This is a genomic window from Marinibacterium sp. SX1 (assembly GCF_050389775.1).
Classification (GTDB): domain Bacteria; phylum Pseudomonadota; class Alphaproteobacteria; order Rhodobacterales; family Rhodobacteraceae; genus Marinibacterium.
Window position 1 is genome coordinate 409,684 of the sequence record NZ_CP177144.1, and the last position, 23,457, is coordinate 433,140.

General features: G+C 68.6%; 21 protein-coding genes. 11 read left to right on the forward strand and 10 right to left on the reverse strand.

Translation table 11 applies throughout. The features are described 5' to 3' along the window. Positions 1-50 precede the first annotated feature (50 nt). The 4 genes from ACK3BB_RS01890 to hpaR form a co-directional block, all read right to left on the reverse strand. Complete coding sequence (locus tag ACK3BB_RS01890; protein ID WP_428927034.1) at positions 51-854, reverse strand: transglutaminase family protein; 804 nt, start codon at positions 852-854, stop codon at positions 51-53. A 3-nt stretch (positions 855-857) separates the two neighbouring features. Further along, a complete protein-coding gene (locus ACK3BB_RS01895) occupies positions 858-1,799 on the reverse strand; it encodes an alpha-E domain-containing protein (protein WP_428927035.1) in 942 nt (313 codons plus the stop codon). A 4-nt stretch (positions 1,800-1,803) separates the two neighbouring features. Further along, complete coding sequence (locus tag ACK3BB_RS01900) at positions 1,804-3,231, reverse strand: circularly permuted type 2 ATP-grasp protein (protein WP_428927036.1); 1,428 nt, start codon at positions 3,229-3,231, stop codon at positions 1,804-1,806. A gap of 134 nt (positions 3,232-3,365) precedes the next feature. Next, complete coding sequence (gene hpaR / locus ACK3BB_RS01905; protein ID WP_428927037.1) at positions 3,366-3,836, reverse strand: homoprotocatechuate degradation operon regulator HpaR; 471 nt, start codon at positions 3,834-3,836, stop codon at positions 3,366-3,368. Between the two features lie 213 nt (positions 3,837-4,049). Between hpaR and ACK3BB_RS01910 the strand changes: the two genes are divergently transcribed. The 3 genes from ACK3BB_RS01910 (at position 4,050) to ACK3BB_RS01920 (ending at position 7,462) form a co-directional block, all read left to right on the forward strand. Next, positions 4,050-5,468: a pyridoxal phosphate-dependent decarboxylase family protein gene (locus ACK3BB_RS01910; protein ID WP_428927038.1), complete on the forward strand. Its 1,419-nt coding sequence runs from the start codon at positions 4,050-4,052 to the stop codon at positions 5,466-5,468. 33 nt (positions 5,469-5,501) lie between these two features. Further along, positions 5,502-6,269, forward strand: a complete 768-nt coding sequence (locus tag ACK3BB_RS01915; RefSeq protein WP_428927039.1) for an HpcH/HpaI aldolase family protein — start codon at positions 5,502-5,504, stop codon at positions 6,267-6,269. A 170-nt stretch (positions 6,270-6,439) separates the two neighbouring features. Further along, complete coding sequence (locus ACK3BB_RS01920) at positions 6,440-7,462, forward strand: aspartate-semialdehyde dehydrogenase (RefSeq protein ID WP_428927040.1); 1,023 nt, start codon at positions 6,440-6,442, stop codon at positions 7,460-7,462. 24 nt (positions 7,463-7,486) lie between these two features. Here ACK3BB_RS01920 and ACK3BB_RS01925 read toward each other — a convergent pair whose 3' ends face one another. Then, complete coding sequence (locus ACK3BB_RS01925; RefSeq protein WP_428927041.1) at positions 7,487-7,981, reverse strand: hypothetical protein; 495 nt, start codon at positions 7,979-7,981, stop codon at positions 7,487-7,489. Positions 7,982-8,280: 299 nt separating this feature from the next. Here ACK3BB_RS01925 and ACK3BB_RS01930 point away from each other — a divergent pair, with 299 nt between their 5' ends. Next, a complete protein-coding gene (locus ACK3BB_RS01930) occupies positions 8,281-8,649 on the forward strand; it encodes a hypothetical protein (RefSeq protein ID WP_428927042.1) in 369 nt (122 codons plus the stop codon). Between the two features lie 126 nt (positions 8,650-8,775). Here ACK3BB_RS01930 and ACK3BB_RS01935 read toward each other — a convergent pair whose 3' ends face one another. Next, positions 8,776-9,426, reverse strand: coding sequence for a carbonic anhydrase (locus tag ACK3BB_RS01935; protein WP_428927043.1), 651 nt, complete (start codon positions 9,424-9,426; stop codon positions 8,776-8,778). A gap of 119 nt (positions 9,427-9,545) precedes the next feature. On the opposite strand from ACK3BB_RS01935, the gene ACK3BB_RS01940 reads away from it, so the two are divergent. The 3 genes from ACK3BB_RS01940 to ACK3BB_RS01950 all read left to right on the forward strand — a co-directional run bounded on the left by ACK3BB_RS01940 (position 9,546) and on the right by ACK3BB_RS01950 (position 12,603). Further along, positions 9,546-9,965 (forward strand): hypothetical protein, encoded by a 420-nt coding sequence (locus ACK3BB_RS01940; RefSeq protein ID WP_428927044.1) that lies wholly within the window; start codon positions 9,546-9,548, stop codon positions 9,963-9,965. Between the two features lie 416 nt (positions 9,966-10,381). Beyond that, the gene (locus ACK3BB_RS01945) at positions 10,382-11,779 is read left to right on the forward strand and encodes a leucyl aminopeptidase family protein (RefSeq protein ID WP_428927045.1); all 1,398 of its coding nucleotides are present in this window, start codon (positions 10,382-10,384) and stop codon (positions 11,777-11,779) included. Next, positions 11,776-12,603, forward strand: coding sequence for an NlpC/P60 family protein (locus ACK3BB_RS01950; protein WP_428927046.1), 828 nt, complete (start codon positions 11,776-11,778; stop codon positions 12,601-12,603). The genes ACK3BB_RS01945 and ACK3BB_RS01950 overlap by 4 nt, the downstream gene beginning before the upstream one ends. 40 nt (positions 12,604-12,643) lie before the next feature. Here ACK3BB_RS01950 and ACK3BB_RS01955 read toward each other — a convergent pair whose 3' ends face one another. Then, positions 12,644-12,997 (reverse strand): DUF2794 domain-containing protein, encoded by a 354-nt coding sequence (locus ACK3BB_RS01955; protein WP_428927047.1) that lies wholly within the window; start codon positions 12,995-12,997, stop codon positions 12,644-12,646. A 146-nt stretch (positions 12,998-13,143) separates the two neighbouring features. Further along, on the reverse strand, positions 13,144-13,725 hold the full coding sequence (locus tag ACK3BB_RS01960) for a DUF1285 domain-containing protein (protein ID WP_428927048.1): 582 nt from the start codon (positions 13,723-13,725) through the stop codon (positions 13,144-13,146). Between the two features lie 69 nt (positions 13,726-13,794). Here ACK3BB_RS01960 and ACK3BB_RS01965 point away from each other — a divergent pair, with 69 nt between their 5' ends. The 4 genes from ACK3BB_RS01965 to ACK3BB_RS01980 all read left to right on the forward strand — a co-directional run bounded on the left by ACK3BB_RS01965 (position 13,795) and on the right by ACK3BB_RS01980 (position 21,040). After that, complete coding sequence (locus ACK3BB_RS01965; RefSeq protein WP_428927049.1) at positions 13,795-14,817, forward strand: AAA family ATPase; 1,023 nt, start codon at positions 13,795-13,797, stop codon at positions 14,815-14,817. Next, positions 14,814-15,701 (forward strand): DUF58 domain-containing protein, encoded by an 888-nt coding sequence (locus ACK3BB_RS01970; RefSeq protein ID WP_428927050.1) that lies wholly within the window; start codon positions 14,814-14,816, stop codon positions 15,699-15,701. Before ACK3BB_RS01965 ends, ACK3BB_RS01970 begins: the two co-directional genes overlap by 4 nt. Positions 15,702-16,211: 510 nt before the next feature. Continuing rightward, entirely contained in the window at positions 16,212-18,998 is a 2,787-nt protein-coding gene (locus tag ACK3BB_RS01975) for a DUF4159 domain-containing protein (RefSeq protein WP_428927051.1), read from the forward strand. After that, the gene (locus ACK3BB_RS01980; RefSeq protein ID WP_428927052.1) at positions 18,995-21,040 is read left to right on the forward strand and encodes a glutamine amidotransferase; all 2,046 of its coding nucleotides are present in this window, start codon (positions 18,995-18,997) and stop codon (positions 21,038-21,040) included. Before ACK3BB_RS01975 ends, ACK3BB_RS01980 begins: the two co-directional genes overlap by 4 nt. Before the next feature lie 156 nt (positions 21,041-21,196). Here the strand turns inward: ACK3BB_RS01980 and ACK3BB_RS01985 are convergent, their stop codons facing one another. Then, positions 21,197-22,462, reverse strand: coding sequence for a bifunctional folylpolyglutamate synthase/dihydrofolate synthase (locus tag ACK3BB_RS01985; protein ID WP_428927053.1), 1,266 nt, complete (start codon positions 22,460-22,462; stop codon positions 21,197-21,199). A 7-nt stretch (positions 22,463-22,469) separates the two neighbouring features. Then, the gene (gene accD, locus ACK3BB_RS01990; protein WP_428927054.1) at positions 22,470-23,441 is read right to left on the reverse strand and encodes an acetyl-CoA carboxylase, carboxyltransferase subunit beta; all 972 of its coding nucleotides are present in this window, start codon (positions 23,439-23,441) and stop codon (positions 22,470-22,472) included. Between the last annotated feature and the right edge of the window lie 16 nt (positions 23,442-23,457).

The following is a 23,457-nucleotide window of genomic DNA, read 5'->3' on the forward strand; positions in this document are numbered from 1 at the left end:
ATATCCGCAGCTTCACTCGAATCGGTTACTATCGCCTTGTCGCGGCGGGGTCACTGCTGCTGTTCGACCACCAGCGTCACGCGCATCGATTCCGGCCCGGCCCCGAAGCGCATGCCCGATATCGGCGCGGCCTGGGCATAGTCCAGCCCGGTGGCCACGCGGACGTAGCGCGCATCCGGGCTCTGGCCGTTGGACACGTCGAACCCGACCCATCCCAGCCCGTCGACATAGGCCTCGGCCCAGGCATGGCTGGCCTCCTGCGCGGCATGGTCTTCCATCAGGAGATAGCCGCTGACATAGCGCGCCGGATAGCCCAGCTCGCGCGCGGCGGCGATGAAGATATGCGCATGGTCCTGGCACACGCCACAGCCTTCGCCCAGGGCCTGTTCGGCGCTCAGCGCCGGCGAGGTCTGGTCCTTGGAATAGGGCACCTTGGCCAGGATGTGGTCGGACAGGCCGTGCAGCAGCGACAGGTCGCCCTCGGGCCGCTGGAAATCCGACAGCAGCGCGCGCAGGCCCGAACCCGGGCGGGTCAGCTTGGTCGTGCGGTTGAACAGCCACAGGGGCGTGAACCCGGTGTGCTTGCCCACCACGCCGCTGTTGTCGGTCACCTCGACCTCGCCTTCGCAGGTCACGACGATGCTTTCGACACCCGGCTCAAAGCTGATCAGGTCGACGCGGTTGGCATGTTCGTCCTCGAAGGACACTTCGCGCCGGCCGCCATCCACCCGCACGTCCCAGGACACGACGTTCTGTTCGGGCCGCGACTTGGGCCGCAGGCGCAGCTGTTGCAGCGCGTAGGGCACCGGCGTGTCGTAATGGTACGAGGTGGTGTGCGAGATTTTCAGATGCATGGCCTATTCGTAAAACCGGTAATCGCGTTCGATCTGCCGGCCGAGCGCATGACTTTCGGCCAGGAATTCGGTGACGAATTCGTGCAGGCCGTACTCGAAGATCTTGTCGATGGTCGCCTGGTCGAACTTGTGACAGATCTGGTCGACCATCTTGTGGCTTTCCTTGCGCTCTCCGTAATCCTCGGCGAGGTAGGCCAGGTTGGCCTGGATCTTGTGATAGCAGAAGGCCAGCGACCGGGGCAGGCGCTTGTCGAGGATCAGGAAGCGGGCGATCTTGCGCGGATCGTATTCGCCGTCATGCAGCGACTGGTAGGCCCGGACCGACGAGGTCGCGCGCAGGATGGTTTCCCACTGCACGTTGTCGCTGACCGTGCCTACGTGCATGATCGACGGCAGCAGGATGTAATACTTGACGTCGAGCACCCGCGCGGCATTGTCGGCCCGTTCAAAGAACGTGCCCATCCGGGCGAAATCGTAGATGTCGTTGCGCACCATCGTGCCGTGCAACGAGCCGCGTACAAAGGCCGTGCGCTGGCGGATCGAGGTCAGGATCTCGGGCAGGTCCTGCTGTTTCACCGGCTTGGCCAGCTGGCTCTTGAGCACCATCCAGCATTCGTTGACCGCCTCCCAGACCTCCTTGGTCAGGGCCGTGCGCACCATCCGCGCATTGGTCCGGGCCAGTTCGACATTGGCCATGACCGAGCCGTCATTGCCCTTTTCTCGCAGCAGGAAGTTGATGACCTTCTGGCCGTCGATCTTGTCGTGCTGGGCGAAATACTGCGAGGCCACGCCCGTGGCCTGCAGAATCGACGACCATTCGCTGTCGGCCGCGCTGGACCGGGTCAGCGAGATGCGAAGGCCGGCATCGATCATCCGTGCCGTGTTCTCGCTGCGCTCCATGTAGCGCAGCATCCAGAAAATACCGCCTGCGGTCTTGCCGAGCATTGCCTTAATCCTCCAGCACCCAGGTGTCCTTGGTGCCGCCTCCCTGGCTGGAATTCACGACCAGCGATCCTTTCTTCAGGGCCACGCGGGTCAGCCCGCCGGGGATGATCTCGACCCCGCCGGGCGAGGCCAGCGCAAAGGGCCTCAGGTCGACATGGCGGGGCGCCAGCCCGGCCTTGGTCAGGATCGGCACGGTCGACAGCGACAGGGTCGGCTGGGCGATGTAATTGCCCGGCTTGGCCTCAAGCTTGGCGCGGAACTCGGCCACTTCCTTCTTGGACGCCGCCGGCCCGACCAGCATGCCGTAGCCGCCCGACCCGTGCACTTCCTTGACGACCAGCTCTTCGAGGTTCTCCAGCACGTATTTCAGCGCGTCGGGCTCGGAACAGCGCCAGGTCGGCACGTTCTTCAGGATCGGCTGTTCGCCGGTATAAAACTCGACGATCTCGGGCATGTAGGAATAGATCGCCTTGTCGTCGGCGATGCCTGTGCCCGGGGCGTTGGCAATGGTGATCCCGCCCGCGCGATAGACATCCATGATCCCCGGCACGCCCAGAACAGAGTCAGGGTTGAAGGTCATCGGATCGAGGAAATCGTCATCCACCCGGCGATAGAGCACGTCGATCGGCTGATAGCCCTGGGTCGTGCGCATGGCCACGCGCCCGTCGACCACCCGCAGGTCATGGCCCTCGACCAACTCGACACCCATCTGGTCGGCCAGGAAGGCATGTTCGTAATAGGCCGAGTTGTGGATGCCCGGGGTCAGCACGGCCAGGGTCGGCGCCCCGTCGCAGACCGACGGCTTGCAGGCGCTCAGCGACCGGCGCAGCGAGCGCGGGTAATGGCTGACCCCACGCACGTTGATCTGGCTGAAAAGCTCGGGGAACATGTGCAGCATCGTTTCCCGGTTCTCCAGCATGTAGGAGACCCCGGACGGCGTGCGGGCATTGTCTTCGAGCACGTAGAATTCGTCTTCGCCGGTGCGCACCAGGTCGGTGCCCGTGATATGCGTATAGATGTTGCCCGGAGGGGCCACGCCGATCATCTGCGGCAGGAATGCGGCATTCTGGGCGACCATCTCGACCGGGATGCGCCCGGCCCGCAGGATCTCCTGGCGGTGGTAGATGTCATGCAGGAACGAGTTGATCGCCCGCACCCGCTGTTCGATCCCCTTTTCCAGCGTCGCCCATTCGCGCCCGGTCAGGATACGGGGCACCAGGTCGAAGGGAATCAGCCGCTCCTGCGCCTCTTCCACCCCGTAGACATTGAAGGTGATGCCGGTCAGGCGGAACCAGGCTTCGGCCTGTTCGCTCTTCTTCCGGAGTCGGGCCACGTCTTCCTGGCTGAACCAGGTGCTGTAGTCGCTGTACGGCGCTCGGGCGCTTGCTCCGAAGCCGTGCATTTCATCGAAAAAGGGCGATCGTTCGGTCATGAGGCGACCGTAGCAGCAAGCCCGGCAATTACAAAAGACCCAAACGCACGGAGGCACATAACAGGATTCTGCGTATTAATAATGCGACTATGGATGGTCCGTGCTGAAGCCTGTGGCAATTTGCAGGCGCGGGGTCACGTCTCTTCCTTGATGTCCAGCGTGCTGAGCTCGGTCAGCAGCGCCAGCAGGGTTTCGTATTTCTCCTGGCCCAGCCGGTCCTCGACCTGGTGCGCCAGCCGCACCGAGGTCTCGCGGTTCTCGGCGATCAGGTGGATGCCGGCCTCGGTGATCTGCACGATCTGGCGGCGGCGGTCGCAGGGATCGGTGCTGCGCACGATCAGCCGCTTGGTCTCCAGCTTCTGCAGGATGCGCGTCAGGCTGGGCAGCAGCAGCGAGGCCGCGCAGGCGATGCGGGTCGGATCGGACGGGCCGAATTCGTCCAGCACGCGCAGGACGCGCCATTGCTGTTCGGTGATGCCCACGTCGGTCAGCATGGCCCGGATGGGCCCCATGACCTGTTCGCGGGCCCTCAACAGCACGATCGGCAACGACCGGGAAGTGGGCAAAACAGGAGTCCGGACAGGGTGCAGGATCGGGTCAGCCATACGCGATTCTCACTCTGCGTTAACAAAAGCGCAATGGAGGAACTCCGGACCCCGTATTATCTTGACCTTGCGTCAATTTGCGGTATCGGACCGCGGCCGAAGCGCGCCGCGCGGGTGCTTCGTCTTGCCTTGCCGGGCCGTATCGCTATGACCTTGCAACAGATTTCCGGCCGGTGACGGCCGGCCACGGGAACGACCCAGGGGAGGCAGGGCATGGAGTGGACGGAATTCGGGGATTGGGCGCATCGCATCGCCGATTGGACCCGCGATTACCGCGAAACGGTGGGCGATCTGCCGGTGCGCGCCCAGGTCAGGCCGGGCCAGATCCTGGCCGCCCTGCCCGATACCCCGCCCGAGGGCCCCGAGGCGATGGACCGGATCTTTGCCGATTTCGAGGACATCGTGATGCCCGGCATCACCCATTGGCAACATCCCCGGTTCTTTGCCTATTTCGCGGCCAATGCGGCGGCGCCTTCGGTGCTGGCCGAATTCCTGGTCTCGGCCATCGCGCCCAATTGCCTGATCTGGCAGACCTCGCCCGCCGGAACCGAGATGGAAACCCGCGTGATGGACTGGCTGCGCCAGGCCATCGCCCTGCCCGAAGGCTTTTCCGGGGTGATCCAGGACAGCGCCTCGACGGCCACGCTGGCCGCCGTGCTGACCATGCGCGAACGGGCGCTGGATTTCACCGGCAACAGCGGCGGGCTGTTCGGGCGGGTGCCGCTGCGGGTCTATTGCTCGGCCGAGGTCCATACCTCGATCGACCGGGCGATCTGGATTTCCGGCATCGGGTCCGAGAACCTGGTGCGCGTGCCGATCGCCGGCGCCAACCGGGGCATGGACCCGCAGGCCCTGCGCGCGCTGATCGCCCGCGACCGCGCCGCCGGGCTGGCACCGGCGGGTATCATCCTGTGCGTCGGGGCCACCGGGGTCGGCGCGACCGATCCCGTCGACGAGATCATGCAGATCGCCGCCGAGGAAGGGCTGTACACCCATGTCGACGCGGCCTGGTCGGGTTCGGCCATGATCTGCCCCGAATTCCGCCCGATGTGGGCCGGGGTCGAACGCGCCGACAGCATCGTCTTCAACCCGCACAAGTGGCTGGGCGCGAATTTCGACTGTTCGGCCCATTTCGTCCGCGCGCCCGAAGACCTCGTGCGCACGCTGGCGATTCGCCCGGAATACCTCAAGACCCACGGCGCCGACGGCATCATCAACTATTCCGAATGGTCGGTGCCCCTGGGCCGGCGGTTCCGCGCGCTCAAGTTGTGGTTCCTGATCCGCAGCTACGGGTTGGACGGGCTGCGCCAGGTGCTGCGCAACCATATCGCCTGGACCGCCGCCCTGCATGACCGGCTGGCCGCCGAGCCGGATTTCGACATCGTCACCCCGCCGATGTGGTCGCTGTTCTCCTTCCGCTACGTGCCCGCCGGCGCCGACGACCTCGACGCGCTGAACCAGCGGCTGGTCGATGCGATCAACGACGACGGGCGGATCTACCTGACCCAGACCCGGGTCGACGGCGCGCTGGTCATCCGGTTCCAGGCCGGATCCTTTGAAACGACCGAGGCCGACGTGATGATGGCGCTGGACGTGATCCGCGAGATCGCGCACGGATTGACCAAGGGTTAACCGCCCGGATCGCAGGAGGAGGAGGACCAGACCATGCCCGCACCGACAAACACCTTCAAGCAGCGGCTGCGCGCCGGCGAGCGGCTGATCGGCTGCTGGCTGAGCTTTGGCGAGGCCGCCCCGGCCGAGATCATGGGCTCGGCCGGTTTCGACTGGCTGCTCATCGACGGCGAACACGGGCCCAATGACATCCGTTCGATCCGCAACCAGCTGATCGCGCTCGAAGCCAGCGCCTCGGCGCCGGTGGTGCGCGTGCCGACGGGCATGGACTGGGTGCTGAAACAGACGCTGGACATCGGCGCCCAGACGATCCTGGTGCCGCTGGTCGAAACCGCCGAAGAGGCCGCGGCCATCGTGCGGGCCTGCCGCTATCCCACCGCCGGCATCCGCGGCGTCGGCGCGGCGGCCGCCCGGTCGGGGCGGTTCGGCGGCATCCCCGATTACGTGCCCACGGCCGACGACCAGATCTGCGTTCTGGTCCAGGTCGAAAGCCTGAAAGGCGTCGAGAACCTCGATGCCATCCTGGAGGTCGACGGCGTGGACGGCGTGTTCATCGGCCCGGCGGACCTGTCGGCCGACATGGGCCTGCAGGGCAATTCCAGGCACCCCGAGGCCCAGCAGGTGATCTGCGACGCCCTGGCGCGCATCGCCGCCTCGGACACCCCGGCCGGCTGCCTGGCGCTGGACGACGAGACGGCCGCGCTCTACCTCGATCACGGAACGCAATTCCTGGCCGTGGGAATCGACGTTCACCTGATGATCAACGCCGCGCGGGCCAAGGCCGCGCAGTACAAGGGGTAGCGCAGGGACAGGGCGGCGGGCCAGACCGGGCCGTCCGCAGGGCAGGATCACGGCCGGTGATGGCCGATATCGCAGGAAACCATGGGCTTTCCCCCGCAATTCGGGGGTCGGCCCTATTTCAATCCGCCCGCCGATCCATTATGTCGCGCCCGTCAAAGGAGAACCAAGAGATGGGTTACAAAGTCGTCGTCGCCGGCGCCACGGGCAACGTGGGCCGCGAAATGCTGAACATCCTCGCCGAGCGCGAGTTCCCGGTGGATGAGATCGCCGTGCTGGCCAGCCGCAAATCGCTGGGCACCGAGGTGACTTTCGGCGAGACGACACTCAAGACCAAGGATCTCGACACGTTCGATTTCACCGGCTGGGACATGGCCCTGTTTGCCATCGGCTCGGACGCGACCAAGACCTATGCGCCCAAGGCCGCGGCCGCCGGCTGCGTGGTGATCGACAATTCGTCGCTCTACCGCTACGACCCGGACGTCCCGCTGATCGTGCCCGAAGTGAATGCCGACGCGATCACCGGCTATTCCAAGAAGAACATCATCGCCAATCCCAACTGCTCGACCGCGCAGATGGTTGTCGCGCTGAAGCCGCTGCATGACCGGGCCCGGATCAAGCGGGTGGTCGTGTCGACCTATCAATCGGTGTCCGGCGCGGGCAAGGATGGCATGGACGAGCTCTGGGACCAGACCAAGTCCGTCTACAACCCGACCGACGACAAGCCGGCGAAGAAATTCACCAAGCAGATCGCCTTCAACGTCATTCCCCATATCGATGTCTTCATGGAAGACGGGTCGACCAAGGAAGAATGGAAGATGGTCGCCGAGACCAAGAAGATCGTGGACCCCAAGATCAAGGTCACCGCGACCTGCGTGCGGGTGCCGGTCTTTGTCGGCCATTCCGAGGCGATCAACATCGAGTTCGAGGATTTCCTCGACGAGGACGAGGCCCGCGACATCCTGCGTGAAGCCCCCGGGATCATGGTGATCGACAAGCGCGAGGACGGTGGCTATGTCACGCCGGTCGAATGTGTCGGCGATTTCGCGACCTTCATCAGCCGCATCCGCCAGGATTCGACGATCGAGAACGGGCTGAACCTGTGGTGCGTCAGCGACAACCTGCGCAAGGGCGCGGCGCTGAACGCGGTTCAGATCGCCGAGGTCCTCGGCAACCGGGTCCTGCAAAAGGCCTGATCCGGCGGGCCGCGCGCGGCGGCCTCAGAAACGTTCGATGACCTCGAAATCGTCGTCATCCTCCTGCGTCTCCGGTCCGCGATCGGGGGCGCCCAACAGCCGGTCGGCCACCCAGGTATGGGCATGTCCGGGAAAGGCCGCGCCGAAGCGGCGCATCAGCCGGCTGTAGCTGAACCCCAGTTCCGATGCCTTGCAGATCCTGTGGCCCTGCGGATGGCCGTGCAGGGCCAGCCCGCCCCCGGCGGCCTGCAGCGCATAGCCCTTGGCCCGCAATCTGTGCTGAAGGTCGTCCCAGTCGCGGGACAGGGCCAGGTCGTCGGCGAGACGGGCCCGCAAGGGCGCGAGGAGCTGCTCATCCGCCCGATTGGGCGGCCGCGCCGCCGCCCGCCGCCGCGCCAGTTCCCGGCTGATCAGCCCCCGCATCAGGTGCCCGGGCGAAACGTCGTCGCGACGGGCCATCTCGCACAGGGCCCGCCGCATCTCGCGCGGCATGCGGATCGATTCGGTTTCCATATCCATGCCGGATCATGGTCGCCGGCATTCTAACAAAAGCTGAACGACCGCCGACTCACCCGGTCCGCCGCCAAACACCACTCTCCCCAAGGGAGATTTTCAGCCCCTGCGTCACCAAACCCCGCCACCCGGCCCCTTCCGGCGCCGCAGCGCCGATCAGCGGCCTCATCAGGCGCTTTTCCGCCGATAACCGCCGCCAGACCGCACAAACCTGTATCACGAATCATCAAACGGGCCTAAATGGCCAGCTGTCGGTTGGTTCCGACAGCTGCTCGGCGCTCCGCCGAGCTCCCCCAGAGGTTGAAATGACCCCCTTCTTCAAGATCGCGTTCACCGCCCTTGCCGTCTCGGGCTGGGCAACCCTTGCCGCTGCCAGCGATGTGCCGGCCCGTGTGCTCAAGATCCCGCACGGCCTTTGCCCCCAGACCGTGTCGGTCATGACCGACTGGGCCGCCAAGGCCGCCGGTTCGGGCGTCGGCGCATTTGCGATGCCCGTCGACATGAACACCAAGATCGGTGAATGCGACACGGCCAAGATGGCCCTCGGCGGCACGGCCTATGGCTATGGCTCCCTCGAAGAGGCCGCATCGGCCGCTACGGCAGCCTGCGAAGCCACCCGCGACGGTGACATGGGCACCTGCAAGGTTTTCGCCTACCTGGTCGATCAGCAATAAGCTGACCCTCGGGCCTGCCCCGGGCGCGGATCATCGCCCGGGCCTGCGCCCACCCTGCCACGTCTTCTGCCTTTTCCTGGGGCGCGTATCTGCCATACGCGCCCTCTTTTGCATCGGCCGGCCGGCTCAGACGGCCAGGAACTCGCCCCGCGCCGGGTCATAGACCTGCAGCCCGCCCTCACCGATATCGGTCCACAGCCCGTGCAGCCCCAGCTCGCCCGAGCGCACGCGCTCTTCAACAAAGGGGAAGGACATCAGGTTGTCGAGCGAGGTCAGCACGGCCTCTTTCTCCAAGGCCCGTTCCTGGGCCACCGGGTCGGACAGGTCCGAGACCTTGTCGAACTTGGGCTTGAGGATATCCATCCAGCGGCCGACAAAGCTTTCCTTGACCTCCAGCTCGGGCGCATGGCCCTTGCACATGTCCAGGCAGCCCTTGACGCCCCCGCATTGCGAATGGCCCAGCACCAGCAGATGCGACACCTTCAGCACGGTCACGGCATATTCCACCGCCGCCGAGGTGCCGTGGTGGTCGCCGTCGGGTTCGTAGGGCGGCACCAGGTTGGCGATGTTGCGGTGGATGAAGAACTCGCCCGAATCGGCGCCGAAAATCGACGTCACGTGCACCCGGCTGTCGCAGCAGGAAATGACCATGGCCCGCGGGCGCTGGCCCTCATCCGCCAGTCGGCGATACCAGGACCTGTTCTCGGCATAAGAGGTGGCCTTCCACCCGTGATAGCGCTGCAGAAGGTAGGTCGGAAGGGGCCTGGCGTGGCGCATGGTCCTTGGTCCTCACGTCGTTTCATGGGTCATCCCGCCGCAGTTAAGCCCATTTTCGGGAAAATTCGAGAGAGAAGACACCAACGGGGCAACGATTTGCAAAGGTCTTGCCCCCAAGAATGGTCGTCGCCGTGGGGGCATACATATGTGGGGAAGATGTGGTGGACGTGATTACCCTGACGCCGGACGAGACCGTCCGGCTCGATCCCTCCTGCCTGGGGGACCTTTACCTTCAGCTGGGCGAAACCGGGGCCGAAGACGTGGTCTGCCGGGCGCTCGAGGAACTGGCCGTGCGGCTGTCCCATTGCGAGCGGCTGTGGCGGCGCGACGACCTGGAAGGGCTGCGCAAATGCGCGCGGTCGCTGATTGCCATTGCCGAACAGGTGGGCATGAACTCGCTGGCCCGCGTGGCCGGCGACGTGACCATTTCGGTCGATGCCTGCGATGACGTGGCCACGGCGGCCACGCTGACCCGGCTGATGCGGATCGGCGCGCGGTCGCTGACCGCGGTCTGGGATCTGCAGGACCTCTCCGTCTAGCCCCCCTGATCGCGGCCCACCCCCGGCCGGCGCATCCCGGCAAACCCGCGCAAGACAATCGATCGCTATCGTCGCCGGACCGGCCGGACCAGGGCAACCGCAACGCACCGGCCACACCGGGCCAACCACCCTGTCCAGCGCCGCAACGGGCCAACCGTCCCGTCCGGCGCTGCAGCGGACCAACCGAACCGGATGGCGCCGCGCCAGCCTACTCCGGCGCTTGTCTCTATCCCAACCTGCCCCACGGTGGTCTCTGCCGACGCCTCCCTCCGCAGCGCCCCTCTCCCCCGGCATTCTGTCCGCCGCCCGGGCAATTCTCCGCCCCTGCCCCTTGCGGCTGCCGGTGGCGGGCCTAGTCTGGGCGCAATCCCCCCAGGCCCAGGCCGCCCGGCCCGCCTATGCCAGAGACCATGCCCATGCCGTCAGCGCCCCAGATTCTCGCCTTTGCCGATCCCGATACACCGGCCCTGCCCCTCGCCCTTGTCGAGCAGGATGGGCTGGATGCCTTCCTCGCCGACCAGCCCGCCCAGGTTGCCACCTGGGTCCGCGCCAGCGGCTTTGCCGCCGCGCTTGGCGAAGCCCTGCTGATCCCCGGCCCCGATGGCCAGCCCGCCCTGGCCCTGGGCGGCTATGGCAGCGCCGCGACCCGCCGCCGCGGACGCTTTCCCCTGGCCGCCGTCGCCGCCAGCCTGCCCGCCGGCACCTATGCCCTGTCCACGCCCCTGCCCGCGGGCGACCTGGAAACCGAATGCCTCGGCTGGCTGCTGACCGGCTATGCCTTCACCACCTATGCCGGCGAGCCGCGCCCCGGCGCCCGGCTGATCGCCCCCGCCGGTATCGACGCCGCCCGGGTCGAAGCCCTGGCCGCCGGCGAAGCCCTGACCCGCGACCTGATCATCACCCCGGCCTCCGACATGGGCCCGGCCGAACTCGAAGCCGCCGCCCGCGACCTGGCCCAGGCCTTTGACGCGACGATCACGGTCACCACCGGCGACGACCTGCTGGCCGCGAACCACCCGATGATCCATGCCGTCGGCCGGGCCTCGCCCCGCGCGCCCCGGCTGATCGACATGTCCTGGGGCAATGCCGGGCCACGGCTGACCCTGGTCGGCAAGGGCGTCTGTTTCGACACCGGCGGGCTCAACCTCAAGCCCGGCGCCTCGATGGGCCTGATGAAAAAGGACATGGGCGGCGCGGCCACCGTTCTGGGCCTGGCCCGCGACATCATGGCCCTGGGCCTGCCCCTGCAGCTGCGCGTCCTGATCCCGGCCGTCGAAAACGCCGTGTCGGGCAATGCCTTCCGGCCCGGTGACATCCTGACCTCGCGCAAGGGCCTGACGGTCGAGATCAACAACACCGACGCCGAAGGCCGCCTGGTCCTGGCCGATGCCCTGGCGCTGGCCGACGAATCACGGCCCGACCTGATCGTCTCGATGGCCACCCTGACCGGCGCTGCCCGGGTCGCCGTGGGCCAGGACCTGGCCCCGTTCTACGTCGACAGCGACAGCACCGCCGCCGCCCTGGCCACTGCCGCCGACCAGGTCTCGGACCCGGTCTGGCGCATGCCTTTCCACGATCCCTACGAAGCCCTCATCGAACCGGGCATCGCCGATCTCGACAATGCGCCGTCGGGCGGGTTTGCCGGGTCGATCACCGCCGCGCTCTTCCTGCGCCGCTTCGTGACCGACACGCCCTACATGCATTTCGACATCTTCGGCTGGACCCGCGCGTCCTTCCCCGCCCGGCCCAAGGGCGGCGTGGGCATGGGCGCCCGCGCCCTGCTGGCCGCCCTGCCCGGGATGCTCGACCTGTGAGCGACCGGCGGTTCCACCGGGCCAATGCCCGCGTCGCCCATGACAGCCTGGCCGGCGCGGCGGGCGACCTGCCCCTGACCGGCGGCACCTCCCGCCGGCTTGCCCACCCGATGGCCGATCTCTGCGCCCGGCCCGACGGCGGGCGCGACAAGCAGATGCTCTTCGGCCAGGCCTTCACGATGCTCGACCTGGTCGATGACATGGCCTTCGGCTTCGACCCAACGGATGGCTATGTCGGCTACCTGCCCGCCGCCGCGCTGGCCGGCGGCGACATCCCCGACCCGACCCATCGCCTCACGGCCCGGTCCAGCCATGTCTACGCCCGCCCCGACATCAAGTCGCCCGACGGGCTGGCCCTGAGCCACGGCGCCCTGCTGGCCGTCACCGAAGAGACCGGCGATTTCCTCGGCCTGGCCACCGGCGGCTACCTGCCCCGCCAGCATGCCGCGCCGCTGTCGCAGCCGGCCACCGATCCCGTCGACGAAGCCCTGAAATTCCTCGGCACGCCCTATCTCTGGGGCGGCAACACGGCCACCGGCATCGATTGTTCCGGCCTGGTCCAGCAGGCGCTTGCCGCCTGCGGCCGACCCTGCCCGCGTGACAGCGATCTGCAAATGGCCGCCTGGCCCGCCATTGCGGGCAGGCCCGAACGCGGCGACCTTGTGTTCTGGAAGGGCCACGTGGCGATGATGCTGGACGACACCGACATGATCCACGCCAATGCCCACCACATGGCCGTGGCCATCGAACCGCTGGCCCGGGCCTGCGAGCGCATCGCCGCCCGGGAATTCGGCGACCTGCTCTGCATCACCCGCCCGGCCTGACGACACCGGCCCGCGCCACCTGCGCGGGTCGGCCCATCGGTCAGTCCACCGCCCGGATCAGCTTGCGTTCCAGAACGCGCAGCACCGATTTCAGGTCATGCCCGCGCTTCAGGATCTGGCCGTCGATCCCCACCACCGCATACATGCCCTGGCGGTTGCGCAGCTTGGGCCGCTTCTCGATCCGGTACAGCGGCGTTTCGGCCGTGCGCCGGAAGACAGCAAAGACGGCCATGTCCTTGAGACAGGATATGCCGTAATCGCGCCATTCCCCGGCCGCCACCATGCGGCCGTAGATCGACAGGATTTCCGACATCTCGCGCCGGTCAAAGGCGACTTTCTCGGGGATGCCACGGCTGCCGTTGAACGGCAGGGGCTGAGGGGGCTGGATGGTCATGTCCCAGACTTGCGCCAAAGCCGCCGCGTTTCAAGCCTCTTGCCACCACAGACCCTTTGCCGCCCTCGCCCCGCCTGCCTGGCGCGCAGGTCCCCTGCTTCTTCTTGGCCCAAATACCGCCGAAGGCAGCGCGGCCCCGCCGCGCTTCACGCCGCGTCCAGCTCTTGCGACGGAATGACCGGAAAGAACGCCCCGCCCGACCACAGCCCGAACCAGCCCTCGTGATGGGCCCCGATCTCGACCAGCCGGTAAAAGCTCTTGCGGTCGATCAGCGCCTCCAGGTTGCGCCGCACCAGCACATAGGGCGACGGCTCGCCGGTTTCGGCATCGCGCTCCACCCGGATCGGGTGGTCGGGCCCGGCCCGGGCCACGTCGCCCACATGGGTCTCGAACACCAGCTCCTGCCCGGTGCCACTGCCGCTCACCTCGAAATCCACGGCCACGAAAGGCGCGTCATCGACGGTGATGCCCACTTTCTCGACCGGGGTGACCAGGAAATAGGCATCGCCATCCTTGCGCAGGATCGACGAGAACAGCCGCACCAGCTCGGGCCGGCCGATCGGCGTGCCCAGGTAGAACCACGTGCCATCCCGCGCGATCCGCATGTCCAGGTCGCCGCAGAACGGCGGATCCCAGCGCTCGACCGGCGGCAATCCGCGGCTTTTCGAGGCCTTGACCGACGCCGCGATGCCTTCGGCCGACGGGGTCACGGGTTTTTGTCCCATCATAGCTTTTGCCATTCCAGATTGCCGCGATACACTTCTTCAACACCATATATGCGCGGCGAAAGGATTGTCATGTCGGAGCAAACGGACCTGGTAGCCGAGATCGAAGCGGTCGAGGCCAAGCTGGCCGAGGCCAAGGCCTCGATCACCCGGCGCTTCATCGGCCAGGAGCGGGTGGTCGAGCTGACCCTCACCGCCATCCTCTGCGGCGGTCATGCCCTGCTGATCGGCCTGCCCGGGCTGGGCAAGACCCGCCTGGTCGAAACCTTCTCGACCGTCCTGGGCCTGCAGGGCAACCGCATCCAGTTCACCCCCGACCTGATGCCCGCCGACATTCTCGGCTCCGAAGTGCTCGACACGGCCGAGGACGGCACCCGCAAATTCCGCTTTATTCCCGGGCCGATCTTCTGCCAGCTGCTGATGGCCGACGAGATCAACCGCGCCTCGCCCCGGACCCAGTCGGCGCTGCTGCAGGCGATGCAGGAAAAGACCGTGACCGTTGCCGGCGAAGACCGGCCGCTCGATGCGCCCTTCCACGTGCTGGCCACCCAGAACCCGATCGAACAGGAAGGCACCTATCCCCTGCCCGAGGCCCAGCTGGACCGGTTCCTGGTGCAGATCGACGTCGAATATCCCGACCGGGCGACCGAAAAGGAAATCCTCCTGGCCACCACGGGCGTCAGCGAAGACGAGGCCCACCAGGTCTTTACCCGCGACGAGCTGATCGCGGCCCAGGCCCTGCTGCGGCGGATGCCGGTGGGCGATTCGGTGGTCGAGCTGATCCTCGACCTGGTCCGCGCCTTCCGCCCCGACGAGCCCGGCGTGTCCGACCGGGTGCGCGACACCGTGGCCTGGGGCCCCGGCCCGCGGGCCGCCCAGGCGCTGATGCTGACCGTCCGGGCCCGGGCCCTGCTGCAGGGCCGGCTGGCGCCCAATGCCGAGGACGTGATCAACATGGCCCGGCCGGTGCTCAGCCACCGCATGGCGCTGAACTTTGCCGCCCGCGCCCGGGGCGACAGCCTGGCCGAACTGATCGAGACCACCGCCGCCGGGCTGGCCAACGGCGCCGAGACGGGAACCGGGGCCGCCGCGTGATCCCGGCCCGCGATCTTCGCCAGCGCTCGGAAATCGAAGCCAGCCGCCTGCCACCCCTGCTGGCCCGGGCCGAACACCTGGCGGGCACCGTGCTGCTGGGCGATCACGGCCGGCGCCGGGCCGGGCTGGGCGATGATTTCTGGCAGTACCGCCCGGCCCAGATGGGCGACAGCCGCCGGCTGATCGACCACCGGCGCTCGGCCCGGGGCGACCAGCAATTCGTGCGCGAGCGGGAATGGCAGATCGCCCAGTCGGTGATGATGTGGGTCGACCAGGGTGCCTCGATGCGCTTCACCTCGCAGGCCGAGGGCAAGGCCGCCCTGCCCGAAAAGATCGACCGCGCAAGGCTGCTGGGCCTGGCCACCTCCGTCCTGCTGATCCGGGGCGGCGAGCGGGTCGGGCTGACCGGCACCACCCTGCCCCCGCGCCGGGGCAACATGCAGATCATGCGCCTGGCCGAGTTCTTCACGATCGACGACCAGGCGGAATATGCCCCGCCCGAACACCGGGCGATGATCCCCCATGCCCGGGCGGTGTTCCTGTCGGATTTCCTGGGCGACATGGCCGAGGTCCGGCTGGCCCTGACCAAGGCCGCCGACCGGGGCGTGCGCGGCGTGCTGATGCAGGTGCTCGACCCGGCCGAAGAGATGTTTCCCTTTCACGGCCGGACGATCTTTGAAAGCATCGGCGGCACGCTCAGCCACGAGACCCTGAAGGCCGGCGAATTGCGCGCGCGCTACCAGCAGCGCCTGGCCGCCCGCAAGGACGAGCTGACCGCGCTGTGCCGGGCGACCGGCTGGCAATTCGGCACCCATCACACCGGCGAAAGCGCCCAATCGGCGCTGCTGTGGCTCTATCGCGCGCTGGACGGAGGCACATCGTGACCCACCGCCCCGCCTCGCCCCTTGGCCCGTTCAATGGCCCGACCATCGGCCCGCCGAGGGTCCGCACCCCGGACCACCCCGCGCCCGCCAGCCCATCGCCTGCGCAAGGAGCCCTTGCCGGGACGCCGGGCCGGGACGCCGCTGCGGACGCCATCGCGGCCCCGGTCGATGACGGGGCGCCCCAACACCGGACCTGCAGCGGGACGGCACACCGCCCGGGCGACGGCGGGACGGCAAGCGCCCGGCTCCGTGGCGGGACGGCAAGACGTCGGGCCCGGGACGGGGCGGTGCAACGGATGGCACACCCAATCGGCCCCCTCCCGGCCAGGGGGCACATCGGGCCTGTCGTGACCGGCCGCCCAGAGCGCGCCCAAACACCGATTTCGCCGATTTCAACGACGTCACCGGCGCGCGTGGGGCGCGTGAACCCAATTGCGCTGGGGGGCGCGGAACGTTCCGGGCGGGCAGCGGGGCCGACATGGCGCCGCGCCGTCCCGAGAAAGGCATGACATGACCGTGATCGCGGGTATCGGGTTTTCCGCACCCTGGCTGCTGCTGGCGCTCCTGGCCCTGCCGGTGCTCTGGATCATCCTGCGGGCCGTGCCGCCGGCGCCGATCCGCCGGCGCTTTCCCGGCGTGGCCCTGTTGCTGGGCCTGCGCGACGACGACAGCGTGACCGACCGCACGCCCTGGTGGCTGCTGGTGCTGCGCATCCTGGCCGTGGCCGCGATCATCCTGGGCCTGGCCGGACCGGTCCTGAACCCCCAGCGCGACGCCGGGGGCAGCGGGCCGCTGGTCATCGTGATGGACGGCAGCTGGGCCGGGGCCACGCGCTGGTCGGCCAAGCAGGACCTGGTCGCCGCCCAGCTGGCCGAGGCCGCCCGGGCCAACCGGCCCGTGGCCGTCCTGCGCCTGACCGATCCCGAAGCCCCGGTCTTTCAGGCCGCCGACAGCTGGCGGCCCCGCGTCGCCGGGCTGTTGCCCGCGCCCTTTGCCCCGACCGAGGCCCAGGTCGACGGGACCATCGCCGCGCTGGCCGCCATGCAGGCCGAGGGCGGGCCGGCCCGGTTCGACACCCACTGGATCTCGGACGGGCTGGATTACCCCGGCCGCGACCGGCTGATGGCCGCCCTGCGCGCGCGCGGCGATCTGCGCGTGTTCCAGACCGGCAGCGCCGTGATGGGCCTGGCCCCGGCGGTCTTTGACGATGGCGCCGTGACCCTGACCGCCCGCCGCTCGGTGCCCGGCCCGGCCCGCGACGTGGTCATCCTGGCCCAGGGCCGCGACCCGGCCGGCATCGAACGCACCCTGGCCACGGCCACGGCGACCTTCGAGCCCGGAGCGCTGTCGGCCGAGGCCGCCCTGTCGCTGCCCTCGGAGCTGCGCGCACGGATCACCCGGTTCGAAATCCAGGGCCAGAATGCCGCCGGGGCGACCTCGCTGGCCGATGACAGCCTGCGCCGGCGCGAAGTGGCCCTGATTTCCGGGCGCGACGACCGCGAGGGCCTGCAATTGCTGTCGCCCCTGCATTACCTCAAACAGGCCCTGCTGCCCTCGGCCGAGATCCTGACCGGCGCGCTGACCGACCTGCTGCCGGCCAATCCCGACGTGGTCGTTCTGGCCGACGTGGCCACCCTGTCGGGGGCCGAGGCCGAAGCCCTGGCCACCTGGGTCGACGAAGGCGGGCTGTTGCTGCGCTTTGCCGGGCCGCGCCTGGCGGCCAGCGATGTCAGCCGCGAGGACGAGGACCCGCTGATGCCCGTGCGCCTGCGCGCCGGGGGCCGGTCGGTCGGGGGCGCGATGTCCTGGGGCGAGCCCAAGGGCCTGGCGCCCTTTGCCGAGGGTTCGCCGTTCTTCGGGCTGCAGATCCCGCCGGACGTGACGGTCAATGCCCAGGTCATGGCCCAGCCCGATCCGACCCTGGCCGACCGGGTCATCGCCTCGCTGGCCGATGGCACGCCGCTGGTCACGCGCAAGCCCATCGGCCAGGGCCAGGTCGTGCTGTTCCATGTCACGGCCAATGCCGAATGGTCGACCCTGCCGCTGTCGGGCCTGTTCGTCGAGATGCTGGAACGGCTGGCCGTGTCCTCGACCGGCGCGGCGCCCACGGCGATGGACCTGGAAGGCACCACCTGGGAACCGGTGCAGGTGCTCGACGGGTTCGGCTCGCTGGAAGATGCCGGCACCCTGCCGGGCGTCGATGGCCCGGTCCTGGCCGAAGCGCCGCTGGGCCCCGAACTGGCCCCCGGGCTCTATGAAAGCGGTGACCGGCGGCTGGCACGCAACGTGCTGGGCCCCGACAGCCTGCTGACCCCCGCGACCTGGCCGGCCGACGTGCCCGTCGAAGGGCTGGGCACGGCCGAAGAGAAACCCCTTGGCGGGCCGCTGCTGACGCTGGCGCTGGCCCTGCTGCTGGCCGATATCCTGGCCTCGCTGGCCCTGTCGGGCCGCTTGCGCGGGCAGCGCGCCGCTGGCGCGGCGCTGGTCCTGCTGATGCTGGGGCTGACGCCCCAGCCCGGCCAGGCCCAGCTGGCCAATGACGAGGAGGCCGCGCTGCGCGCGACATCCGAGCTGGTGCTGGCCCATGTGCTGACCGGCGATGCCCAGGTCGACCAGCTGGCCCAGGCCGGCCTGAGCGGGCTGGGCGACGTGCTGCGCTATCGCACGTCGGTCGAACCCGGCGAGCCAGCCGGGGTGAACCTGGAAACCGACGAGCTGGCCTTTTACCCGATGCTCTACTGGCCGGTCACCGCCGACCAGCCGATCCCCTCGGCCGAAGCCTATGCCCGGCTGAACGGCTACCTGCGCTCCGGCGGGCTGATCGTCTTTGACACGCGCGATGCCGATGTCGCGGGCTTCGGCGCGTCCAGCCCGACCGGCCGGCGCCTGCAGCAGCTGGCCGCGCCGCTGGACATTCCGCCGCTCGAACCGATCCCCCACGACCATGTGCTGACGCGGACCTTCTACCTGTTGCAGGATTTCCCCGGCCGCTATGCCGGGCGCGATGTCTGGGTCGAAGCCGCGCCGCCCGATGCCGAACAGGTCGAAGGCATGCCCTTCCGCAATCTCAACGACGGGGTCACCCCGGTGATCATCGGCGGCAACGACTGGGCCGGGGCCTGGGCCGTCGATGGCGACGGCCGGGCCATGCTGCCGGTCGGCCGGGGCTTTGCCGGCGAACGCCAGAGAGAGCTCGCCAACCGCTTTGGCGTGAACCTCGTGATGCATGTGCTCACGGGCAATTACAAATCGGACCAGGTCCATGTGCCTGCGCTCCTCGACAGGCTGGGCCAATGACCGGAACCATCGTCTTCGATCCCCTGATCCCCTGGCTGGTGCTGGCCCTGGCCGGCGCCCTGTCGCTGGGCGCCGTGGTCTTCGCGGCTTGGCGCGGGCTGGCCGGCTGGGCCCTGCGCGGGCTGGGCGCCGTGGTGGTCGTGGCCGCCCTGTCCGGCCCGGCCTACCAGCTGGAAGACCGCGCCGCCCTGTCCGACATCGTCGTGATGCTGGAAGACGACAGCGCCAGCCAGGGCCTGTCGGACCGGCCGGCCCAGACCGCCGCGGCCGCCGACGAGCTGGCCGCCGAGATCGCCGCCCGGCCTAATACCGAGCTGCGCCGGGTGACCATCCCCGACGGGCCGGGCGATACCGGCACCCAGGCCATGACCGCCCTGGCCGAGGCCCTGGCCGAAGAGCCCCGGGCCCGGGTGGCCGGGGTCATCCTGCTGTCGGACGGGCGCATCCACGATGCCGAACTGGCCCCCGACCTGCCGGCCCCGACCCACCTGCTGTTGACCGGACGCGACACCGACTGGGACCGCCGCCTGACCGTGCGCAACGCCCCGGCCTTTGCCATCATCGGCGAGCCGGTCACCCTGACCCTGCGCGTCGAGGATTCCGGCGCCGCTCCGCAAGGCGCGGCAACGGCCCCGCTCGACATATCGGTCGATGGCGGCGAACCGGCGCGCTACGACATTCCGATCGGCCAGGACATCGACCTGCCCATCACCCTGCCCCATGGCGGGCGCAACGTGATCCAGTTCTCGGTGCCCGAAGCCGAGGGCGAGCTGACCGACCGCAACAACACCGCGCTGATCCAGATGAACGGCGTGCGCGACCGCCTCCGCGTGCTGCTGGTCTCGGGCGAGCCGCATCCCGGCGGGCGCACCTGGCGCAACCTGCTGAAATCCGACAGTTCCGTCGACCTGGTGCATTTCACCATCCTGCGCCCGCCCGAGAAACAGGACGGCGTGCCGGTCGACGAGCTGTCCCTCATCGCCTTCCCCACGCGTGAGCTGTTCCTGGAAAAGGTCGACGATTTCGACCTGATCATCTTCGACCGCTACAAGCGGCGCGGCATCCTGCCCTCGCTCTACCTCGACAATGTCGCGCAATATGTCCGCGGCGGAGGCGCCGTGCTGGTCGCCGCCGGGCCCGATTTCGCCAATGCCGCCTCGATCTACCGCTCTCCGCTGGGTGACGTGCTGCCGGCCGAGCCCACGGCCCGGGTGATCCAGGACCAGTACCGCCCGGCGGTGACCGAACTTGGCCAGCGCCACCCGGTGACCTCCGACCTGTCGGGGCAGGACAGCTGGGGGCCGTGGCTGCGCGAGATCGACGTCACGCCCAAGGACGGGGCCGAAGTGGTCATGACCGGCATCGACGACCGGCCCCTGCTGATCCTCGACCGGGTCGACGAGGGCCGCGTGGCCCTGCTGGCCTCCGATCATGCCTGGCTGTGGAACCGCGGCTACCAGGGCGGCGGGCCCCAGCTGGAACTGCTGCGCCGGCTGGCGCACTGGATGATGAAGGAACCCGAGCTGGAGGAAGAGGCGCTCTGGGCCGAGGCCACCGGCCAGACCATGCGCATCATCCGCCGCACCCTGGACGACAGCGTCGGCGCGGTGACGGTCACCCGGCCGGACGGCACCCAGGAGATCGTCGAATTGCGCGAAGTCTCGCCCGGCCGCCACGAAGCGGTCTACGAGGGCGCCGAGATCGGCCTCTACCGGCTGGCCGAAGGCGATCACGAGGCGGTCATCGGCCTCGGCCCCGCCGCGCCCCGGGAATTCGAGGAAACCATCGCCACCGGCGCCCTGCTCGAACCGATCATCGCCCCCCTGCGCGGCGGTGTCCTGAGGCTGGAAGACGGCGTGCCGGTGCTGCGCAACGTCCGCGACGGTCGCCCGGCGGCCGGGCGCGGCTGGATCGGCCTGACCCCGCGCAATGCCTATGAAACCCGCGACGTCCGCCAGACCCCGCTGCTGCCGCCCTGGCTGGTGCTGCTCCTGGCCTCGGGCTTCATCCTGGGCGGCTGGCTGCGCGAAGGCCGGCGGTGACCGGCCCGGCGACCCCGGACGCCTCGGCGGCGTCACGGACAGGGCCGGATATTTAAGAAGAGAAAGAAGCAGCAGGGCGCGCGTGTTGCTTCTTTCTCTTTGAAAGTATTCCCGGGGATGAATTGGCCATCGGACAAGAAGGGGCAGCGCCCCTTGTTACCCGTTCGTCTTCAGGACGGAGCCCGCCAGGTAGAGCGACCCGCAGATCACGATGCGCTCGGCATCACCGGCCGATGCCAGCGCCGCTTCGGTCGTGGGCGCGGTGTCGGCGTCCAGGCCGGCGGCGCGGGCACGGCTGGCCAGGACCTCCGGGTCCAGCCCGTTGTCCTCGCCCGGGATCGGCACCGCGATCAGCCGCAGCGCGTGGTCCGCCAGGGGCGCCAGGAAGCCGCTGCAATCCTTGGTGTTCATCATGCCCGCGATCAGCACCGTCGGCCGGGCCGGCAGGCTGGCCAGCAACGCGCCGAGCGCGATGCCCGCGGCCGGGTTGTGGCCGCCGTCCAGCCAGAGCTCGCGCTCGCCCGCGGCCTCGACCAGCGGGCCGGTGGCCAGGCGCTGCATCCGCGCCGGCCAGGTCACGTCGCGCATCGCCGCCGCACAGCCGGCCTCGTCCACGCCCAGGCTCCGCAGAACGGTCAGTGCCGCCCCGGCATTGTCATGCTGGTGCCGGCCGCGCAGGGCCGGCAGGGGCAGGTCCAGCAGGCCGCGTTCGTCCTGGTAGACCAGCCGGCCGTGTTCCTCTGAGACGTGCCAATCCTCGCCCTGCACCAGCAGCGGCGCCCCGGCCCGGGCCGCCACGCGTTCGATCACCGCCATGGCCCGCTCGTCCTGGCGGCTGACCACGCAGGGCACGCCCGGCTTGATGATCCCGGCTTTCTCGCCGGCAATCGCCTCGATCGTGTCGCCCAGGAAGGCCTCGTGGTCCATCGACACCGGCGTGATCACCGTGGCCACAGGCGCGTCGACCACGTTGGTCGCATCCAGCCGGCCGCCCAGGCCGACCTCCAGCAGGGTGTAATCGGCCGGCGTCTCGGCAAAGGCCAGCAGGGCCGCGCAGGTCGTGATCTCGAAATAGGTGATCTCGACCCCGCCATTGGCCGCATAACACCGATCCAGCGCATCGGTCAGCGCCGCTTCGGAAATCAGCTCGCCGGCCAGGCGCACCCGTTCGTGGAACCGCGCCAGGTGCGGCGAGGTATAGGCATGAACCCTTTTGCCCGCGCCTTCCAGCCCGGCCCGGATCATGGCCTGTGTCGAGCCCTTGCCGTTGGTCCCGGCGATGTGGATCACCGGGGGCAGGCGCCGTTCGGGGTTGTCCAGGGCGCCCAGCAGACGCCACATCCGGTCCAGGGTGAGATCGATCACCTTGGGGTGCAGGGTCATCATCCGTTCGAGGATGAGATCCGAGCCCTGGCCGCTCATCCTGCGATCACTCGGCCGGTTTGGCGGGGTTGGCCGGGGCGTCGCCCGGAGCCGCCTCCGCCGCCCCGTCGGTCGTGGCCGGGGCCAGTTCCTCGGGGTCCGGCGGGGGCAGGTCGCCCTTGATCGCCGGGGGCATGTTCAGCAGCATCCGCGTGATGGTGATCAGCTCTTCACGCAGCTCCATCCGGTGGGTCACCCGGTCGAGCATGCCGTGATCCAGCAGGTATTCCGCCCGCTGGAAGCCCTCGGGCAGCTTTTCGCGGATGGTCTGTTCGATCACCCGCGGCCCGGCAAAGCAGATCAGCGCGTTGGGCTCGGCGATATGCACGTCGCCCAGCATGGCATAAGACGCCGTCACCCCGCCCGTCGTCGGATGGGTCAGCACGACGATATAGGGCAGGCCCGCTTCCTTGACCATTTCCACGGCCACGGTCGTGCGGGGCATCTGCATCAGCGACAGGATGCCTTCCTGCATCCGCGCCCCGCCGGCGGCGGAAAACAGGATCAGCGGACGGCGCAGCTTCACGGCCTCCTGGGCCGCGGCAATTATCGCATTGCCCACGTACATGCCCATCGACCCGGCCATGAACGAGAAATCCTGCGCCGCGGCCACGATCGGCGTGCGGCCCATCTCGCCGGTGGCCACCAGCATGGCTTCCTTCTCGCCGGTGCCCTTCTGGGCCGCGCGCATGCGGTCGGGATATTTCTTCTGGTCGCGGAAATGCAGCGGGTCGGCCTTGGGTTCGGGCACGGCGATCTCGGTGAAGATGCCGCCGTCGAACAGGTCCGCGAACCGGGCGCGCGGGGTCAGCGCCATGTGGTGGTTGCAATTGCTGCAGACGTTCAGGTTGTCCGTCAGCTCGCGGTGGAACAGCATCGTGCCGCATTCCGAGCACTTGTGCCACAGGTTCTCGGGTGTTTCGCGCCGCGAGAAGATCGAATTGATCCGCGGCCGGACGAAGTTGTTGATCCAGTTCATTCAGGCGCCCCTCGCT

Coding starts and splice junctions, on each gene's coding strand:
- ACK3BB_RS01975 (WP_428927051.1), top strand. CDS start 16,212: ATGACCGTGATCGCGGGTATCGGGTTTTCCGCACCCTGGCTGCTGCTG.
- hpaR (WP_428927037.1), bottom strand. CDS start 3,836: ATGGCTGACCCGATCCTGCACCCTGTCCGGACTCCTGTTTTGCCCACT.
- ACK3BB_RS01920 (WP_428927040.1), top strand. CDS start 6,440: ATGGGTTACAAAGTCGTCGTCGCCGGCGCCACGGGCAACGTGGGCCGC.
- ACK3BB_RS01965 (WP_428927049.1), top strand. CDS start 13,795: ATGTCGGAGCAAACGGACCTGGTAGCCGAGATCGAAGCGGTCGAGGCC.
- ACK3BB_RS01985 (WP_428927053.1), bottom strand. CDS start 22,462: ATGAGCGGCCAGGGCTCGGATCTCATCCTCGAACGGATGATGACCCTG.
- ACK3BB_RS01895 (WP_428927035.1), bottom strand. CDS start 1,799: ATGCTCGGCAAGACCGCAGGCGGTATTTTCTGGATGCTGCGCTACATG.
- ACK3BB_RS01900 (WP_428927036.1), bottom strand. CDS start 3,231: ATGACCGAACGATCGCCCTTTTTCGATGAAATGCACGGCTTCGGAGCA.
- ACK3BB_RS01960 (WP_428927048.1), bottom strand. CDS start 13,725: ATGATGGGACAAAAACCCGTGACCCCGTCGGCCGAAGGCATCGCGGCG.
- ACK3BB_RS01925 (WP_428927041.1), bottom strand. CDS start 7,981: ATGGATATGGAAACCGAATCGATCCGCATGCCGCGCGAGATGCGGCGG.
- ACK3BB_RS01890 (WP_428927034.1), bottom strand. CDS start 854: ATGCATCTGAAAATCTCGCACACCACCTCGTACCATTACGACACGCCG.
- ACK3BB_RS01945 (WP_428927045.1), top strand. CDS start 10,382: ATGCCGTCAGCGCCCCAGATTCTCGCCTTTGCCGATCCCGATACACCG.
- ACK3BB_RS01940 (WP_428927044.1), top strand. CDS start 9,546: ATGGTCGTCGCCGTGGGGGCATACATATGTGGGGAAGATGTGGTGGAC.
- ACK3BB_RS01955 (WP_428927047.1), bottom strand. CDS start 12,997: ATGACCATCCAGCCCCCTCAGCCCCTGCCGTTCAACGGCAGCCGTGGC.
- ACK3BB_RS01935 (WP_428927043.1), bottom strand. CDS start 9,426: ATGCGCCACGCCAGGCCCCTTCCGACCTACCTTCTGCAGCGCTATCAC.
- ACK3BB_RS01930 (WP_428927042.1), top strand. CDS start 8,281: ATGACCCCCTTCTTCAAGATCGCGTTCACCGCCCTTGCCGTCTCGGGC.
- ACK3BB_RS01910 (WP_428927038.1), top strand. CDS start 4,050: ATGGAGTGGACGGAATTCGGGGATTGGGCGCATCGCATCGCCGATTGG.
- ACK3BB_RS01980 (WP_428927052.1), top strand. CDS start 18,995: ATGACCGGAACCATCGTCTTCGATCCCCTGATCCCCTGGCTGGTGCTG.
- accD (WP_428927054.1), bottom strand. CDS start 23,441: ATGAACTGGATCAACAACTTCGTCCGGCCGCGGATCAATTCGATCTTC.
- ACK3BB_RS01915 (WP_428927039.1), top strand. CDS start 5,502: ATGCCCGCACCGACAAACACCTTCAAGCAGCGGCTGCGCGCCGGCGAG.